This is a genomic window from Phytoactinopolyspora limicola (genome assembly GCF_011320225.1).
Taxonomy (GTDB): Bacteria; Actinomycetota; Actinomycetes; order Jiangellales; family Jiangellaceae; genus Phytoactinopolyspora; species Phytoactinopolyspora limicola.
The window spans coordinates 561,233-576,328 of the sequence record NZ_JAAOEN010000001.1 but is presented as its reverse complement, the minus strand read 5'-3'; the positions used below and the strand labels follow the sequence as shown (position 1 = coordinate 576,328).

The 15,096-nt window shown below is 66.9% G+C and carries 18 protein-coding genes; 10 read left to right on the top strand and 8 right to left on the bottom strand.

Annotated elements, in window-relative coordinates; translation table 11 throughout:
* Positions 1-8: 8 nt before the first annotated feature.
* The 3 genes from G8760_RS02830 to G8760_RS02820 all read right to left on the bottom strand — a co-directional run bounded on the left by G8760_RS02830 (position 9) and on the right by G8760_RS02820 (position 2,179).
* The gene (locus G8760_RS02830) at positions 9-1,181 is read right to left on the bottom strand and encodes an RNA polymerase sigma factor (protein ID WP_166346313.1); all 1,173 of its coding nucleotides are present in this window, start codon (positions 1,179-1,181) and stop codon (positions 9-11) included.
* On the bottom strand, positions 1,178-1,591 hold the full coding sequence (locus tag G8760_RS02825; protein ID WP_166346310.1) for a YciI family protein: 414 nt from the start codon (positions 1,589-1,591) through the stop codon (positions 1,178-1,180). The genes G8760_RS02830 and G8760_RS02825 overlap by 4 nt, the downstream gene beginning before the upstream one ends.
* Before the next feature lie 156 nt (positions 1,592-1,747).
* Positions 1,748-2,179 (bottom strand): PPOX class F420-dependent oxidoreductase, encoded by a 432-nt coding sequence (locus G8760_RS02820; RefSeq protein ID WP_166346307.1) that lies wholly within the window; start codon positions 2,177-2,179, stop codon positions 1,748-1,750.
* A gap of 151 nt (positions 2,180-2,330) precedes the next feature.
* Here G8760_RS02820 and G8760_RS02815 point away from each other — a divergent pair, with 151 nt between their 5' ends.
* The 5 genes from G8760_RS02815 (at position 2,331) to G8760_RS02795 (ending at position 7,176) form a co-directional block, all read left to right on the top strand.
* Positions 2,331-3,269 carry an ABC transporter ATP-binding protein gene (locus G8760_RS02815; protein ID WP_166346304.1) on the top strand — a complete coding sequence of 313 codons (939 nt, stop codon included), beginning with the start codon at positions 2,331-2,333 and terminating at the stop codon, positions 3,267-3,269.
* Positions 3,266-4,912 carry an ABC transporter permease gene (locus G8760_RS02810; RefSeq protein WP_207781951.1) on the top strand — a complete coding sequence of 549 codons (1,647 nt, stop codon included), beginning with the start codon at positions 3,266-3,268 and terminating at the stop codon, positions 4,910-4,912. The genes G8760_RS02815 and G8760_RS02810 overlap by 4 nt, the downstream gene beginning before the upstream one ends.
* Before the next feature lie 14 nt (positions 4,913-4,926).
* Entirely contained in the window at positions 4,927-5,871 is a 945-nt protein-coding gene (locus tag G8760_RS02805) for an NAD-dependent epimerase/dehydratase family protein (protein ID WP_166346301.1), read from the top strand.
* 6 nt (positions 5,872-5,877) lie between these two features.
* The gene (locus G8760_RS02800; protein ID WP_166346298.1) at positions 5,878-6,801 is read left to right on the top strand and encodes an RNA polymerase sigma-70 factor; all 924 of its coding nucleotides are present in this window, start codon (positions 5,878-5,880) and stop codon (positions 6,799-6,801) included.
* A gap of 72 nt (positions 6,802-6,873) precedes the next feature.
* Entirely contained in the window at positions 6,874-7,176 is a 303-nt protein-coding gene (locus G8760_RS02795) for a DUF1905 domain-containing protein (protein ID WP_166346295.1), read from the top strand.
* A gap of 40 nt (positions 7,177-7,216) precedes the next feature.
* On the opposite strand, the gene G8760_RS02790 is transcribed toward G8760_RS02795, so the two are convergent.
* A complete protein-coding gene (locus G8760_RS02790; protein ID WP_166346292.1) occupies positions 7,217-8,116 on the bottom strand; it encodes a LysR family transcriptional regulator in 900 nt (299 codons plus the stop codon).
* Between the two features lie 208 nt (positions 8,117-8,324).
* Between G8760_RS02790 and G8760_RS02785 the strand changes: the two genes are divergently transcribed.
* The 5 genes from G8760_RS02785 (at position 8,325) to G8760_RS02765 (ending at position 11,797) form a co-directional block, all read left to right on the top strand.
* The gene (locus tag G8760_RS02785) at positions 8,325-9,023 is read left to right on the top strand and encodes an alpha/beta fold hydrolase (RefSeq protein ID WP_166346289.1); all 699 of its coding nucleotides are present in this window, start codon (positions 8,325-8,327) and stop codon (positions 9,021-9,023) included.
* Positions 9,020-9,847: an LLM class flavin-dependent oxidoreductase gene (locus tag G8760_RS02780; protein ID WP_166346286.1), complete on the top strand. Its 828-nt coding sequence runs from the start codon at positions 9,020-9,022 to the stop codon at positions 9,845-9,847. The genes G8760_RS02785 and G8760_RS02780 overlap by 4 nt, the downstream gene beginning before the upstream one ends.
* A gap of 1 nt (position 9,848) precedes the next feature.
* The gene (locus G8760_RS02775; RefSeq protein WP_246222405.1) at positions 9,849-10,616 is read left to right on the top strand and encodes a class I SAM-dependent methyltransferase; all 768 of its coding nucleotides are present in this window, start codon (positions 9,849-9,851) and stop codon (positions 10,614-10,616) included.
* A gap of 138 nt (positions 10,617-10,754) precedes the next feature.
* Positions 10,755-11,300 (top strand): pyridoxamine 5'-phosphate oxidase family protein, encoded by a 546-nt coding sequence (locus G8760_RS02770; RefSeq protein ID WP_166346283.1) that lies wholly within the window; start codon positions 10,755-10,757, stop codon positions 11,298-11,300.
* A 71-nt stretch (positions 11,301-11,371) separates the two neighbouring features.
* A complete protein-coding gene (locus G8760_RS02765; RefSeq protein WP_207781950.1) occupies positions 11,372-11,797 on the top strand; it encodes a PPOX class F420-dependent oxidoreductase in 426 nt (141 codons plus the stop codon).
* Positions 11,798-11,888: 91 nt separating this feature from the next.
* Here the strand turns inward: G8760_RS02765 and G8760_RS02760 are convergent, their stop codons facing one another.
* From G8760_RS02760 to G8760_RS02745, 4 genes are all read right to left on the bottom strand, one after another.
* Positions 11,889-12,410, bottom strand: a complete 522-nt coding sequence (locus G8760_RS02760) for a SigE family RNA polymerase sigma factor (RefSeq protein ID WP_166346280.1) — start codon at positions 12,408-12,410, stop codon at positions 11,889-11,891.
* Positions 12,400-13,707, bottom strand: coding sequence for a hypothetical protein (locus tag G8760_RS02755; RefSeq protein WP_166346277.1), 1,308 nt, complete (start codon positions 13,705-13,707; stop codon positions 12,400-12,402). The genes G8760_RS02760 and G8760_RS02755 overlap by 11 nt, the downstream gene beginning before the upstream one ends.
* Positions 13,708-13,806: 99 nt before the next feature.
* Entirely contained in the window at positions 13,807-14,772 is a 966-nt protein-coding gene (locus G8760_RS02750; protein WP_166346274.1) for a GlxA family transcriptional regulator, read from the bottom strand.
* Positions 14,773-14,896: 124 nt separating this feature from the next.
* Entirely contained in the window at positions 14,897-15,040 is a 144-nt protein-coding gene (locus tag G8760_RS02745) for a hypothetical protein (RefSeq protein ID WP_166346271.1), read from the bottom strand.
* Positions 15,041-15,096 lie beyond the last annotated feature (56 nt).

The window sequence follows — 15,096 nt, the reverse complement described above, 5'->3', positions numbered from 1 at the left end:
GCGGCCCGTCAGTCCGCCCGAGGCTCGTCCGAGCCGGTGCTCCGACCGCTCCGTGTGTTCAGGTGCGCCGCACGGGTGATGAGGTGGTCACGTTCGGCCGCGGTGGGTGCCTTCTGCGCAGCGACGGCATAGAGTCGGGCCGCCTCCGCCGGGTTCCCCGCACGTTCGTGAAGGTAGGCCGCGACGGCGTCACGACGGGGTACCGCAACGTCGACGTCGGCGAGAGCTCGGAGTCCAGCCAGCGAACCATCGACGTGCCCGACGGCGACCGCGCGGTTGAGCGCGACCACTGGGCTGTCGGAGAGCCGCATCAGTTCGTCGTACCACTCCAGGATCTGCGGCCAGTCGGTCTCGTCGGACGTGGCGGCGTCGTCGTGCAGCGCGGCGATCGCGGCCTGTGCCTGATACTCACCGAGCCGGTCCTGGGCGAGCGCACGCTGCAGGATCTCGACGCCCTCGGCGATCAGCGCGGTATCCCACGTGGACCGGTCCTGTTCGTCGAGCGGCACGAGGGCGCCGGACTCCGTCTGGCGCGCTTCCCGCCGGGCGTGGTGAAGAAGCATGAGTGCCAGGAGGCCCGCTACCTCGGGGTCGCCCGTCGAGGCGGCGAGCTGGCGAGTCAGCCGGATCGCCTCGACGGCCAGGTCGACCTCGCCACTGAATCCCTCGTTGAAGATCAGATAGAGGACCCTCAGCACTGCGTGGATGTCACCGGGCTGGTCGAACCGGGCACCGGTCACCGTCCGTTTGGCCCGGGAGATCCGCTGCGCCATCGTCGACTCCGGCACGAAGAAGGCCCGGGCGATCTGCGCCGTCGTCAGCCCACCTACCGCACGCAGGGTGAGGGCTATGGCCGAAGCAGAGCTCAGCGACGGGTGGCAGCATCGGCTGAGCAGCAGAAGTGTGTCGTCGGCCTGCTCCGTTGGTCCGGGTTGTGGTTCCCGATGCACCCGCTCTTCCCGCCGACGACGGGCGATCTCCGAGCGGTGCGCGTCGACCAGCTTGCGGCTGGCGACCCGCACCAGCCAGCCTTTGGGGTCCTCCGGCACCGTGCCGGTCCATCGGCGTACCGCTTCGATCAGCGCCTCCTGCACGGCATCCTCGGCCGCCGCGAAGTCGGCTCCGCGGCGGACGAGAATACCGAGAACCTGCGGGGTCAGGTCCTTCAGCAGGTCGTTCATTCGGAAACCACAGGCGGCTCGCTCAGGAACGGCCGCACCTCGATCCACTCGTGTATCGACCGGCCGCCCGGCCCCGGCGCCGACGACAGGAACGATGCGGCCTCGTAAGCCCGCTCCTGAGAGTCGACGTCGATGACCATCCAGCCGGCGATGAGGTCCTTGGTCTCCGCGAACGGGCCGTCGGTGACCGGTGGTTTGCCCTCGCCGTCGTACCGCACGAAGGTACCCTCCGGCGACAGCGCCTGGCCGTCGACGTATTCGCCTCGCTCCCGGAACACGTCCGCGACGTGTTGCATGAAGGCGATGTGCGCCTTGACCTCGTCGGGTGTCCACTGATCCATCGGAACATCGGTACCGGGTACCGGCTCCGGACCGCCGCGGTAGTGCTTGAGCAACAGGTACTTCGCCATCGTGTCCTCCTCAGGTCCGCCGACGACCATTGTGGCCGTCGGTACCCCTACAACGGAGCCGGAGACACTTTCTCGACATCGCACGCTCACCGGCCTTAGCTTGTCGTTTAACCCGGTAAGTGTGCAGGGGTCACTCGACGACGCGGTCCGGAGCCGTCAGCGAATCTTCGCGCCGTACACGTGCTCGACCGCCATCACCATGAGTACACGCCGGTCGGACACCATGACCGACCGATACTCGTCCCAATCGGGGTGATCGCCAGCGGCTCTGCGGTAGTAGTCGACCAACGCCTCGACTTCGGGGCCCTGCGGGTCGGTTCCGGGGCCGGTGAGTTCAACGGTTCCCTCGGCTGTCGCCCATGCCCAGCCGTCCGGACTAGTGACCTCCAGCGCCGCCCGCGGATCCCGGCGGAGATTCGCCGTCTTGGCGAGGCCCTCTCTCATCGACACATAGATGACCTCGGTCTCCTGATCGTAGAAGGGTGTCACCGGCGACAGCTGTGGGCGCCCGTCCGACTTGATGGTGGCGAGGACACCGAGCCGGCTCTCGGCGAGCAGAACGCGCGGGTCGAAAGATGTAGTGGTCATGTCCGGTACAAGGCGGACAGGCCGGCCGGCCATTCCAGGCGTCGCCGAGGTTCGGGTGGTGTCGTACGCCGTTGCGTGACCTGAGTCACCGCCGGTCATGAGCTGCTGAGGTGTCTCGTCTGTAGGTCGTGAGCAAACGAACGGAGACGCCATGACTGCCGCGATCGCAACCTCCGGGCTGGTGAAGACCTTCGGCCAGACCCGGGCTCTGAACCACCTCGACTTGACCGTGGAGACCGGCGAGGTGCATGGATTCCTCGGCCCGAACGGCGCGGGCAAATCGACCACCATCCGGGTGCTGCTCGGACTGCTGCGGGCCGACTCCGGCCGGGCGGAAGTGCTCGGCAGCGACCCATGGCACAGTGCGGTCGCCCTGCACCGCCGGATGGCGTACGTGCCTGGGGACGTCGAGCTTTGGCCGAATCTCACCGGCGGTGAGGCGATCGACCTCCTCGGCCGCCTCCGGGGTGGCCTCAACCAGGCCCGCCGGGCCGACCTGATCGACCGGTTCGACCTCGACCCCACGAAGAAGGGCCGCACCTACTCCAAAGGAAACCGGCAGAAGGTGGCGATCGTCGCGGCGCTTGCCTCCGACGCGGAACTGCTGCTGCTCGACGAGCCCACCGCCGGGCTGGATCCGCTGATGGAAGTGGTATTCCAGGATGTGATCAACCAGGTCAAGGCTGAGGGGCGCACCGTGCTGCTCTCCAGCCACATCCTGGCTCAGGTGGAGGAACTCGCCGACAAGGTCAGCATCATTCGGCACGGCGAGATCGTGCAGTCCGGCACCCTCACCGAGATGCGGCATCTGACCCGGACCTCCATCGAAGCCGACACCAACAAGCCGGTGACCGGCCTGGATCAGATACCCGGGATCCACGACCTGGACGCCACGGACGGCCGGGTGCGGTTCGCGGTCGATGGTGCCCACCTCAATGACGCCGTCCGGGCGCTGAGCCAGTTCGAGATCCGCACGCTGATCAGCCACCCGCCGACGCTGGAGGAACTCATGCTGCGGCACTACGGCGACGAACTCGCTGCGGTCGGCGGCGGCCAGAAGTCCGGAGACGATGACGGGGAGGGTCGATGACAGCGACCGCCGTCCGGGAATCGACCCGGGCGCCAGCCAACACCTCGCCGGGCGACGTGCTCGCCGGCACCGGCACGCTGATCCGGTTCATCCTGCGCCGGGATCGGATCAAGCTACCCGCCTGGCTCCTGGGCATCTGTGTGCTGCTCCTCCAACTCACCACGGCGGCGAGCAACCTCACCGAGACAGAAGAACAGCAAGCAGATGTCCGCCGGTTCATGGAAGGCGCGGTCGGGGCGATCTTCGGCCCCGGTTATGGCCGCGATGACATTTCCGCGGACCTGTACGTCGCTGGCGTCTACGGGCTGGTGTTCTTCGTCCTTGCCGCGCTGATGAGCATTCAGCTCGTTTCCCGGCACACCCGTGTCGAGGAGCAGAACGGCCGGGCAGAGCTTCTCCGCTCCACCGTCGTGGGGAGATACGCTCAGCTCACCGCGGTGCTGACGGTCGCCGTGGGCGCGAACGCCGCGTTGGCGCTGATGATCAGCGGCACCATGGCGGCCCGCGACTTCGGCGGTGACGGACTGCTGTTCGGCGCGAGCGTCGGGGCTGTGGGGCTGGTGTTCGCGGGTGTCACGTCGCTCACCGTACAGATCACCGAGTACGCCCGGACCGCCACCAGCATCGCCGGCGCGGTGCTCGGCGGGGCGTGGGTGGTGCGGGTGGCGGGCGACATGATGAACGACTACGGCAGCTCGTTGTCGTGGTTCTCGCCGCTGGCTTGGTCGAATCAGACCCGACCGTACGTGGACGGCCGGTGGTGGCCGCTGGTGTTGTCGGTTGGCCTCGCGGCTGTCGCCGCCGCGGCCGGATACGCGCTGTCTGACCGCCGGGACGTGGGGGCGGGGTTGGTCGCCGCCCGCGCCGGAACACCAGCGGCGGCGGGATGGCTCAGGTCTCCGTTCGCCGTGGCGTTCAGGCTGCAACGGACCGCGTTGATCTGGTGGACGGTGGCGCTGTCGATGTTCGGTTTTATGTTCGGTGGCTTCGCCGATCAGATCACCGACACCGATGGCATCAGCGAGGACCGAATCGAGATGTTCGGTGGCTCCGTGGACACCCTCACCGAGGGCTTCCTCGGGGTGATCACGCTGTTCACTGCTTCGCTCGCGGGCGTCATGCTGATCCATGGCATCCAGGCGGTGCGGAGCGAGGAGACCAAGGGCCGCGCGGAGCCCGTGTTGGCGACGGCGACCAGCCGCTGGACCTGGTTCGGCAGCTACCTGGCGGTGCTGGCGATCGGTCTGGTAGCGGCGCTGCTCGTGGCTGGTTTCAGCAGCGGGGTCGGCGCGGCCATCTCGGTGGGCGATGGCTCCTACGTCTGGGACGTGACTGCCGCACACCTGGCCCACGTTCCGGGCCTGCTGGTCATCCTCGGCATCGGTGCGCTGCTGTTCGGTGTCTTCCCGCGAGCGATCGCCGCGACCTGGGTAGTGCTCGGTCTGGGTCTGTTCACCGGTGTCTTCGGAACACTCATGGACATTCCTTCATGGCTGCGCAACGTCCTACCAATGGAACATGCCGGGCAACCGCCACTGGATGACGTCGCCTGGCCAGCGATGATCATTCTTCTGGTGGTCGCTGGTGGGCTGGTTGCGGGCGGCCTCACCGCCTTCCGCCGCCGCGACCTGGAGACCAAGTGAAGCGTGGAGACGTCATGAAGATCTTTATCGCCGGAGCCTCCGGCGCCATCGGCGGTCATCTCGTTCCACTTTTGGTGCAGCGCGGCCACGACGTCGTGGGCACCACCCGATCACCAGCGAAGACTGGTCTGCTGCGTGCGCTGGGCGCGGAACCGGCCGTCATCGACGCGCTCGATCCCGACTCGGTGGCCGACGCGGTGGCCAAGGCCGAGCCCGAGGTGATCGTCCATCAACTCACCGCGCTGACTGGGCCGATGAAGACGGGGCCCGCGAAGCGGATGGCAGTCGCCACGAACCGGCTACGCGTCGAAGGCACCGACCATCTGCTGGCGGCCGCCCGCGCCGTCGGCGTGCGCACCTTCGTGGCCCAGAGCAACGCGCTGTGGATGGAACGGGCCGGCGGGCCGGTCGCCGACGAGAACGGACACCTCGAGCCGAATCCACCCACGGATGCCAGCGAGGTGGTCGCCGCGTTACGTCACGTGGAAGATTCGGTGACCGCCATTACCTGGGCCGACGGCATCGTGCTTCGCTACGGTGGCTTCTATGGCCCTGGCACCGGCATCAGCGCAGCCCCGGACGCCGTCATGGCCGAGCAAGTCCGCAAGCGCAAGATTCCCATCGTCGGTGGGGGTGGTGGCGTGTGGTCGCTGGTGCACATCGCTGACGCCGCGTCGGCCACGGTGGCCGCCATCGAGAAGGGCAGGCCCGGGATCTATAACGTCGCCGACGACGAACCGGCACCGGTGCACGAGTTCATGCCGGTCCTGGCGCGCGCCCTGGGTGCCAAACCACCGCGCCGAGTGCCAGCCTGGCTCGCCCGATTGCTGGCCGGCAAGGGCGCAGTAGACATGATGACGCGGGCCCGCGGAATCTCCTCCGAGAAAGCCAAACGCGAACTGGCATGGACGCCGCTCTACCCGAGTTGGCGCACCGGTTTCACCGACGGATTGAGTTAGGCCGATATGTCTACCTCGGAGCTTTACAGCGAGCTACGGCCACGAGCGTTCGCCATCGCCTACCAGATGCTCGGTAGCGTCGGCGAAGCCGAAGACGTCGTGCAGGAAGCGTTCCTTCGGATGCACCAGATCGCGCAACGGGGGGAGCAGATCAACTCGCCGCGGGCGTATGTCGCAACGCTGGTCACTCGGCTGGCCATCGACCATCTACGCTCGGCGCGGGCGCGACGAGAGCGATACGTCGGAGAATGGCTCCCGGAACCGCTGGCCACTGCCTCAACACCAGCCGAGCGAGCCGAGGCCAGCGACTCCCTCTCGCTGGCGTTCCTGGTGTTGCTGGAGAGCTTGACGCCCCAGCAGCGGGCCGCTTTTCTCCTCCGCGAGGTCTTCGAGTATTCGTACGCCGAGGTCGCCGAGTTCATCGGCACCACGGTGGACAGCACCCGACACCTGGTGGCCCGGGCGCGTACCCACGTGCGGGAGCGCCGGCCCCGCCAGTACGCCACGCGTCGACAGCGCGACGAGCTGGCGCAACGCTTCTTCGCCGCCGCCCAGCAGGGCGACCTGCCGGCCCTGGAAGAGCTGCTGGCGCAGGACGTGGCGCTCCATGCCGACGGCGGCGGCAAGGTCCCAGCACAACGGCGGCCGGTCAACGGTCGCACCCGGGTGGCGCGAGCGTTGTCCGGAGGGATCCCCACGCTGGTCGGCATGGGTGTACACATCCAGTTGACCGAGATCAACGGCCAATCCGGAGGATTCGCGGTCGACGAGCACGGCAAGCTGTTCGGGGTGATGGTGCTCGATATCGCCGACGGTCGGATCCAGGCGATTCATTCCATCGCCAACCCCGACAAGCTCCAACACCTCGGTGAGGTCGGCGAGCTGGCCACCCTGCTGCGGACAGCTCGCCGGTCGCGCGACAACGGCTGAACGGCTGGCCGGGGCGGAACCTGGTGACCACGGCTGAGCGACTCTGTCCGTCGCCTATGCGATGCTCAGGTTGTGGTCATCGTGTTCGATGCGGAGTTATGGGAGTGGGATGCTCGCCGCGACGAAAGCTGGACGTTCGTCAGCCTGCCGATCGATGAGTCCGAAGACGTCCGGCAGATGACGGCCGGCCTGCACCGTGGTTTCGGCTCCCGGCGAGTGCAGGTCACGGTGGGTGGCACCACGTGGTCGACGTCGATCTTTCCCGACAGCAAGAACAACTGCTACGTACTACCCATCAAACGTTCGGTCCGCGCGGCCGAGTCCATCGACGTGGGCGACATCGTGACCGTCACCGTCGAACTCACCGACGTTTAGTGGCCGCGCGGAATGGGGCGTCGGACGACGCCGGCCGAACTCAGAGTTGCTCGGACAGCTCCGTCACCGCGTCGATGGCGATCTCGATCGTGCGCGCCGTGATCGGGGAATGGGTACGTCCGGCGCGCCAGTGCAGGTAGATCTCGCGGGGCGGGAGCTTTGGCAGCAGGTCGTGGACACGGAGCCGTTCGTCGTGTTTGACGTCTGCGGCGTGGACGACGAGTGAGGGCAGCACCGCCGATCCCATCCCGGCCCGCACCATCGACAAGAGGGTGTCGTCGCCGCCGCTTCGGAACACAACCCGCGGGTGCGCGCCGCCATCCGCCAGCGCCTGCTCCATACGGGGCTGGTCGCAGGCGAGCGGGTAGGCGACCAACGGTTCGTCGTCGAGCTGTTCTATCCGGACCGGACCGTCGGGGAAACCACCCGGGCGGGCCACCAGCACGTAGGGGTCGTCGAACAGCTTGAGGTGCTCGACCTCGCCCTCGAGGACGCCGTCGTAGAACAGCAGGTCGAGGTCGCGGATCGCGGGTAACTGGCCAGGCACCTCCTCGGTCAGTCTGATGTCGCATCGTGGACGCTCGTCGCGCAGACGGCGCACGAGGGTCGGCAAGATTACGTTGGACATACTCTGAAAGATGCCGATGTCGATCCGGCCGTCACCGGCATGGAAGCGGTCCACCGCGTCGGCGAGGGTCGCCGCCCGTGACAGCAGCTCGCGTCCCTGGTCAAGCACGACCAAACCGAGCGGAGTGATCCGCACCGCCTTCGGCCCACCGGGCCGATCGAACACCGGGCCACCGACGGCCTTCTCCAACGTGGCGATCTGTTGGCTCACGGTCGACTGGGTGTAGCCGAGCCGGATCGCCGCCCGGCCGAACGAGCCCTCGTCGACCACGGCGGCCATCGCGGCCAAGTGCCGCAGCTCGACGTCGACCATATGTCCGAGTGTACACCAGACGATTTCTATCAGCGATCAACTCGATTGGAAATTATCGCTTTTCACGATATTCGATCGCTCCTAGAGTCAGTGCCATAACCGCGAACACGACCACCACCGTCGTCGATCGCCCCACCGCGGAGCCAGCCATCGCGGCCGCCACGCGCTCCGAAGACCGCCGATGAGCCGCTGAAAGGAACGATCCACCATGAGCACCTTTGTGTTGATCCACGGCGCCGGAGACAGCGCCTGGGCCTGGCACCTCGTGGAACCGGAGCTTCGCGCGCGCGGACACGACGTGGTCGCCCCCGACCTTCCCGCCGATGACGACTCCGCGACGCTCGATGACTATGTCGACGTCGTCGTCGAGGCGGTCCGGGGAAAACGAGACCTGGTCGTCGTAGGGCACTCCTTCGGCGCGTTCACCGCCCCGCTCGTCGCCGACCGGCTACCTGTCGACATGCTGGTGCTGCTGGCAGGTATGGTGCCGTCGCCCGGTGAGCCGCCGGATGCGTGGTGGGAGAACACGAGCTACAGCAGCGCGGTGACAGAGCAGGCCGAACGCGATGGAGGGTTGACCGGGAACGCCGACCCATACGTCAGCTTCTACAACGACGTACCCCGAGAGCTGGCCGACGAGGCGCTGCGTCGCGAGCGTGCGCATCCTTCCGCTGCCGCGATGGCCGCTGCCTGGCCGCTGGAGGCATGGCCGGACGTACCAACGCGGTTCCTGCTCTGCCGTGAAGACCGCTTCTTCCCGCCCGAGTTCTTCCGCCGCCTGGTGCCGGCGCGGTTGGGGATCGTGCCCGACGAGATCGCCGGCGGTCACTGCGTCGTGCTCAGCCGGCCCGGTGAGCTGGCGGACTGGCTGGACAGATACACCCTCGAGCCAGGCGTGACCACATGACGACATCCCGCCTGCGCTCAGCGTTGTGGCTGCCGCTGTTCGGCGACCTCGCCGATCCGCTCGTGCTTGCGCGGCTGGCCGCGGATGCCGAGGCGGCCGGCTGGGACGGACTGTTCGTCTGGGACCAGATGTGCTGGCGGGAGCCGATCCGGCAGATCGCCGACCCATGGATCGGGCTGGCCGCGGTGGCGACCGCCACGCAGCGGCTTCGGTTGGGTCCGATGGTCACGCCACTTCCTCGGCGCCGACCGGCGAAGGTCGCCCGCGAGACCGCGACCCTGGACCGGCTCAGCGGCGGGCGTCTCACCCTCGGGGTCGGCATCGGCAGCGACCGGTTCGCAGCCGAGATGTCGAAGACCGCCGAGGAACTCAACGGCCGCCGCCGAGGCCGGATGCTCGACGAAGCGTTGACCGTCCTGGCCGGCGCCTGGTCCGGGGAGCCGGTCCGCCACCACGGCGAGCACTACACCATCGACAACATCCGGTTCCTGCCCCGACCGGTGCAACGACCCGGCGTCCCCATCTGGGCCGCCGGAATGCCCGGACATACCAAGCCGATCCTCCGGGCCGCCAGGCTCGACGGGTTCTTCCCCGCCAACCTCGAGCACCCGGATCAGGTAGCCGAGATCACCGCCATGCTCACCGACCTGCGCGGCGGGCTCGACGGATACGACCTCGTCGTCGGCCTGAGCCCCGGCACGGATCCCGAGCCGTACCAGAAAGCGGGAGCCACCTGGTGGCTCCCGGAAGTTGACCCCGAAGCCAGTCTCGACGCCGTGCGTGGTCTGCTTCGCGACGGCCCGGCCGACCCCGGAGGTGTGTGACGTGTTCGACTACGACGCCGAGCTGGTGCGCTACCACGCCCGCCTGATGGGCGCTGTCGACATCAAACCCGATGCGCGGGTTCTCGACGTCGGCTGCGGCACCGGGCAGACCACCCGCGCGGCGGCCCGGGCCGCCTACGCCGGGGACGTCATCGGCGTCGACGTCTCCACCGCCATGGTGGCGCGCGCACGGCGGCTCAGCACGGACGAAGGTCTCACCAACGTGGCCTTCGAGTGTGGCGATGCCGAATCGCATTGGCTGCCGCCTGGACGGTTCACCCTGGCGATCAGCCGGTTCGGGACGATGTTCTTCACCGACCCGACGGCCGCGTTCACGAACATCGCCCGCTCACTACGTCCCGGTGCGCCGCTCGTTCAACTGGTCTGGCAGCCCGCCGAACGCCAGGAATGGGCTACCGCGATCCGGGCCGCGCTGACCCCCGGCGGGTCGGCGCCGATCGGCGGACCGGACGCCTTCTCTCTCGGCCATCCCGACACCATCCAGGCCGTTCTGACCGCGGCGGGTTTCACCAACGTCAACCTGATCGCTCTCCACGAGGCGATCTACTACGGCCCGGACGTCGTCGCCGCGCGCGACAACCTGCTCGCACTGCCCGCGGTCACAGCGATGCTCCCCGACGCTCCGGCCGCGCGAGATCGCACCCTTCAACGGCTTGAGGCGCAACTACGGGACCACCAGACCAGTGACGGGGTGTGGTTCGACTCGTGCGCCTGGCTCGTCACCGCCCATCGGGCCTCCGGTCAATGAGGCCCATTCAAAACCAGGAGACGACGACGCGATCGAGGCCCACTCCTGCATCCACCACCCTGAATATTGACTGAAGCGATCACAATCATCGAAAACAATCGCTTTTACTTATTGGGAGACGAACATAGCGTGGTCGACATGACGACGGACGGCACAGTCGAAGCGGACACCGCGGCAGGCGCACCGGAGCCCACTCCCGAGCAGCTGTCGAGCCCGCGCGGCGCCCCCCTGACCTCCCTGAGCTGGACGGACGTCCAGACTCGGGTCGCCGAGGCGGGCGACTTCCTGCTGGCCACAACCGGCCCGGATGGACGGCCTCATGTCGTCCCGGTGCTGGCTGTGTGGCTCGAGGGAGCAGTCTATTTCGCCACGTTCCGGCATTCCCGCAAAGCCCGCAACGTCGCGCGGAACAACGGTTGCGTGGTCACGGTGCCCGGCCATGATGTCGACCTGGTTCTCGAAGGCACCGCCGAGCTCGTACGGAACGCGGCCCGATTGCGAGAAGTCGCGGACCTGTTTCCGGCCAAGTATCCGTGGTGGTCTCCGTTCGTCCGAGGCGGCGAGTTCTACGATCCGGGCGACACCGGCCTCAACGATCCTCGGCACGTCTACGGGGTCGAGCCGGCGCGGGTATTCGCGTTCGGCAAGGAAGCCGGGTTCAGCGCCACCCGCTGGCGCTTCTAGTGTCACCGGCCGGACGTCCGCGGGCACGAGTTCTAGTTATCGGGCGAGAAACGAATGAAAGGAATACCCCAATGACAGCAATGACCGACAAGGAGTGGCGGTCCTTCCTTACGGCGGACACAAGACTTGCCCACGTTGCCCTCACCCGCGCCGACGGGAGTCCCCACGTCACCCCGGTCTGCTTCATCCTCGACGACGATGAACTGGCCTTTGCCCTATCGCCCGGGAGCGTCAAAGGCAAACTACTAGCCGACAACCGGCGCATCGCGGTCTGCGTCAGCGATGAACAGCAACCGTACAGTTTCGTCACCATCGAAGGACACGCACGAACCTCTACCGATCCGGCCCAGGTCACCCATGTCGCGGCAGGCATCGCGGCCCGTTACTACCCCGCGCAGCCCGCACAGGATCTCGCCGAAGCATTCGTGCAGGAAGGCTTCACCGCAGTTCACATCACCATCACCAACGTCATCGCACGGTCCGGCCTAGGCGGCTGAAGCCGCCGGAGGTGGACGAACCTCAATTCCACTCGGCGGCCGGATCAGGGGCTCGATCCTCGTCGGCCACTCGCCCCAGAACGCAGGGTGGCTATGTGGCTTCTCGCTCGGTCACTTCGTTGTCGGGTATCAGCTCGGGCGCCAGACGGCGGATCCGCTTCAGTGCGTCGAACGATTGCCGCTTAACCGTCCCGGGTGAGCAATTCATCAGGGTCGCCGTTTCGGCCACGGAGATGTCTTCGTAGTAGCGCAGGTAGATGATTGCGCGCTGGCGCGGTGATAGGTGTTTAAGGACGTTCGCCATGTCGATTCGATGGACGACGTCGTAGTCGGTGGTGTCGGTCGCGGCTAATTCCGGTACGTCGTCGGTGACTACCTCTTGCCGCCGAACGCGGCGGCGCCACTGCGATCGGGTCTCGTTGAGCATGATCGCCCGGATGTATCTCTCCGGATCGCCGTCGCGGACCAGCTTTCCCCAACGGCCCACGGCGCGGGTCAGTGCTTCCTGAACCAGATCTTCGGCCAACGCGCGATCCGCGGTCAGGGCCAGCGCCATCCGCAACAAGGCTGGCCCGCGGTTGGCCACGAACTCGGTGAATCCGTCAGTGTCCATGTGCGCCCACCGCCACCACGGCGCCGGGCATGATGACCTCCGCGTCAAAGGGCAGCGTGTGCAGCAGCCGAGGATCGCCGCCGTCAGCGGGCAGGACGAACACGTCTGTCGCGTCGTCGACGGTGGACTTTCTAGACACGGCAACCCCGTCGTGAATCAGGGCCAGGTACTCCCACGTCTCCTCTGGCGTCGGCTCCGGAAGATCAAACCGCGTGTACTCCGGCCCTACGTGGTAGCCACGCACGATGACCCCGGTCATTCTCAGCTCGTCGCCATTCGGGGTAAACACCTTGAAACCCCGCTGCCCGTGGTAATCGCCGCCGACCTGGGAACCCGGATACCAGATGCCCTCGTGCACCCCGCGCGGACCGGCGAGCGTCTCACCATCACGCAGAGCCCCGGTGGTTTCCCAATCGTAATCCCCCCAGTCGACTACCGTCCCCGCCGGCACGTCGTCGATCCATTCGTTGACAGCCACCCGAGTAGCGTCGAGCGGCTCAGTGATGCGCTGCCGCTTCTCTGGTGCAACAGCCGTATCGATCGGCTCAGCGAGCGCCCCGCACCCGGCGGATTCCGACCCCACAGGAATCGGTGGCAGGCCGGCGTCATCCTCAAGCTCATGGATGACTAGATTGAGACTTAACGCCGTCGCCTGCCCGTCAACGGTCTGGGCGAGACACAACTGCGCTGATCCAACACCCCAGCCGATAACCTCCCACCGGGATCCGGCTGGACCACGCGGCCATGTACTAAGGAAGTCGTCGTACCCGATCCTGAACACCTCGAACCCCTCGTCCAGCCGAATACCCATCTGCTTGCCGTCGTGGGAGAGGGCCGCCCCGTCAAGCCCGTACTTCTCAATCTTCGCCACCAGGTCCGGGTTGATCTCGGCCAGCGGATACTCCGCCCCGTCCGGAGTGAGCAGAGTGACGACGCAGGCATCATCGACACACGTCCGGTAGATCAACGTGCCCACCTCCGGCGGTGTACCCCGCATGGGCTCCTCAGGCAGCCAGTCCGTCACGCTGAGGGGCGCGCCCCGTTCGGTCTGCGTCGGCACCGGCAACGGCTCTTCGGAGCCGGCAGGCCTGGGATCATCCGAAGGCGCGTCTCCACCAAAACCGGCCACAGCGGCGGTCACCGCCACCCCACCGACCACCAACACCGCGGCGGCACCAACAACGGCTGCCACTCGACGGGTGCGGCGCCGCCGAGCAGCCGCGACAGCCAGACTGGCATCAACATCTCCTAGCGGCTGATCCAGAAAACTCTCAAGTTCACGCCGAAAACGATCCATCCGTTCCGCCTGCCCTCATTCGATGCGCTCTCGTTCCCCTTACACGCCCTGGCGCTCGATCAGGTTGTGTCGGCGGAGAAATGACGATCGGCCTGGGGACTATTCGGCAATGGATCTGATGTTGAAGGTGCTCCGGTAGGCGGCTGGGGTGGTGCCCGCGAGCCGAATGAAGTGTCGCCGCATCCCGGGGGCGCTGCCGAATCCAGCCCGGATGGCGATCTGCTCGATCGGCAGGTTGGTCGTTTCGAGCAATCGCTGCGCCTGCGCGATCCGCTGCCTGAGCAGCCACTGCAGCGGCGAGAGTCCAGTCTGCTCGCGGAAGCGGCGGCTGAGTGTGCGGGAGCTGGTATATGCCTGTTGGGCGATGTCGCTCAATGTGATCGGTTGATGCAGGTTCTCGATCATCCACTCCATGACCGATGCCATCGTGGGGTCGGAACCGGGATCAGACGCGTCGTAAGCGATGAACTGGGCTTGACCGCCTGCCCGGTGGGGTGCCGTGACAACCCAGCGCGCTGTGCGGGCGGCGACGTCTGCCCCGTAATCGCACCGGATCAGGTGGAAGCACAGGTCGATTCCCGCCGCGAGGCCAGCGGCGGTCAGGATTTGGCCGTCGTCGACGTAGAGCACTGCGGGGTCGACTCGCAGCTGCGGGTAACGTGCGGCGAGTTCGTCGGCGAACGCCCAGTGTGTGGTGGCCGGCCGACCGTCGAGCAGTCCGGCAGCCGCGAGCACGAAAGCTCCGCCGCAGATCGAGGCGATCCGCGCGCCACGGGCGTGTGCAGTACGCAATAGCTCGTGCACCTCGGGCTGTTCGGTACCGTCACCGGTGACGGCGGGAACGATGATCGTGTCGGCACGGCTTGCTTCTTCCATCGGGTACGGCGGGTGGACGGCGAACATCGGTTCACCTCGCGCGCCCGCCATAACCGGCCGGTCACCGCAGACTCTGACGTCGTAGAGCCGCTCGCCGGAGGCAGTCTGGGCCGATCCGAGAATCTGTGGCGGGACCGACAGCTCGAACCCGACGACGTCGTCGAGCGCTAGGACCGCAACGGTGCGCATGGCGTGAATCTACCCAATCGCATTGTTCTCGCCAGGCTACGCGGATTGCTGCTCACGCTCGCTCGCCGGTGCTGCGCCGAAAATGGCGCTGCCTCCCGGCGCCCAGCGGCCGTAGAACCGTGGCTCAATCACGCCCCCAACGCTTCGCGAACTCTTGATCCGGTAGCCGCTTGCCGGGCGGATGCAGCACTTTGTCGAAAAGCCAGCCAGCACCGATGAGCGCGACGAGTGCCACCGGGTAGACAACAAGCTGGACCAGGACAGTCATACAGAAGATCCTCGTCAGGCCCAGACAACTCCAACAGTTGCCAGCTGGCCGGGTTT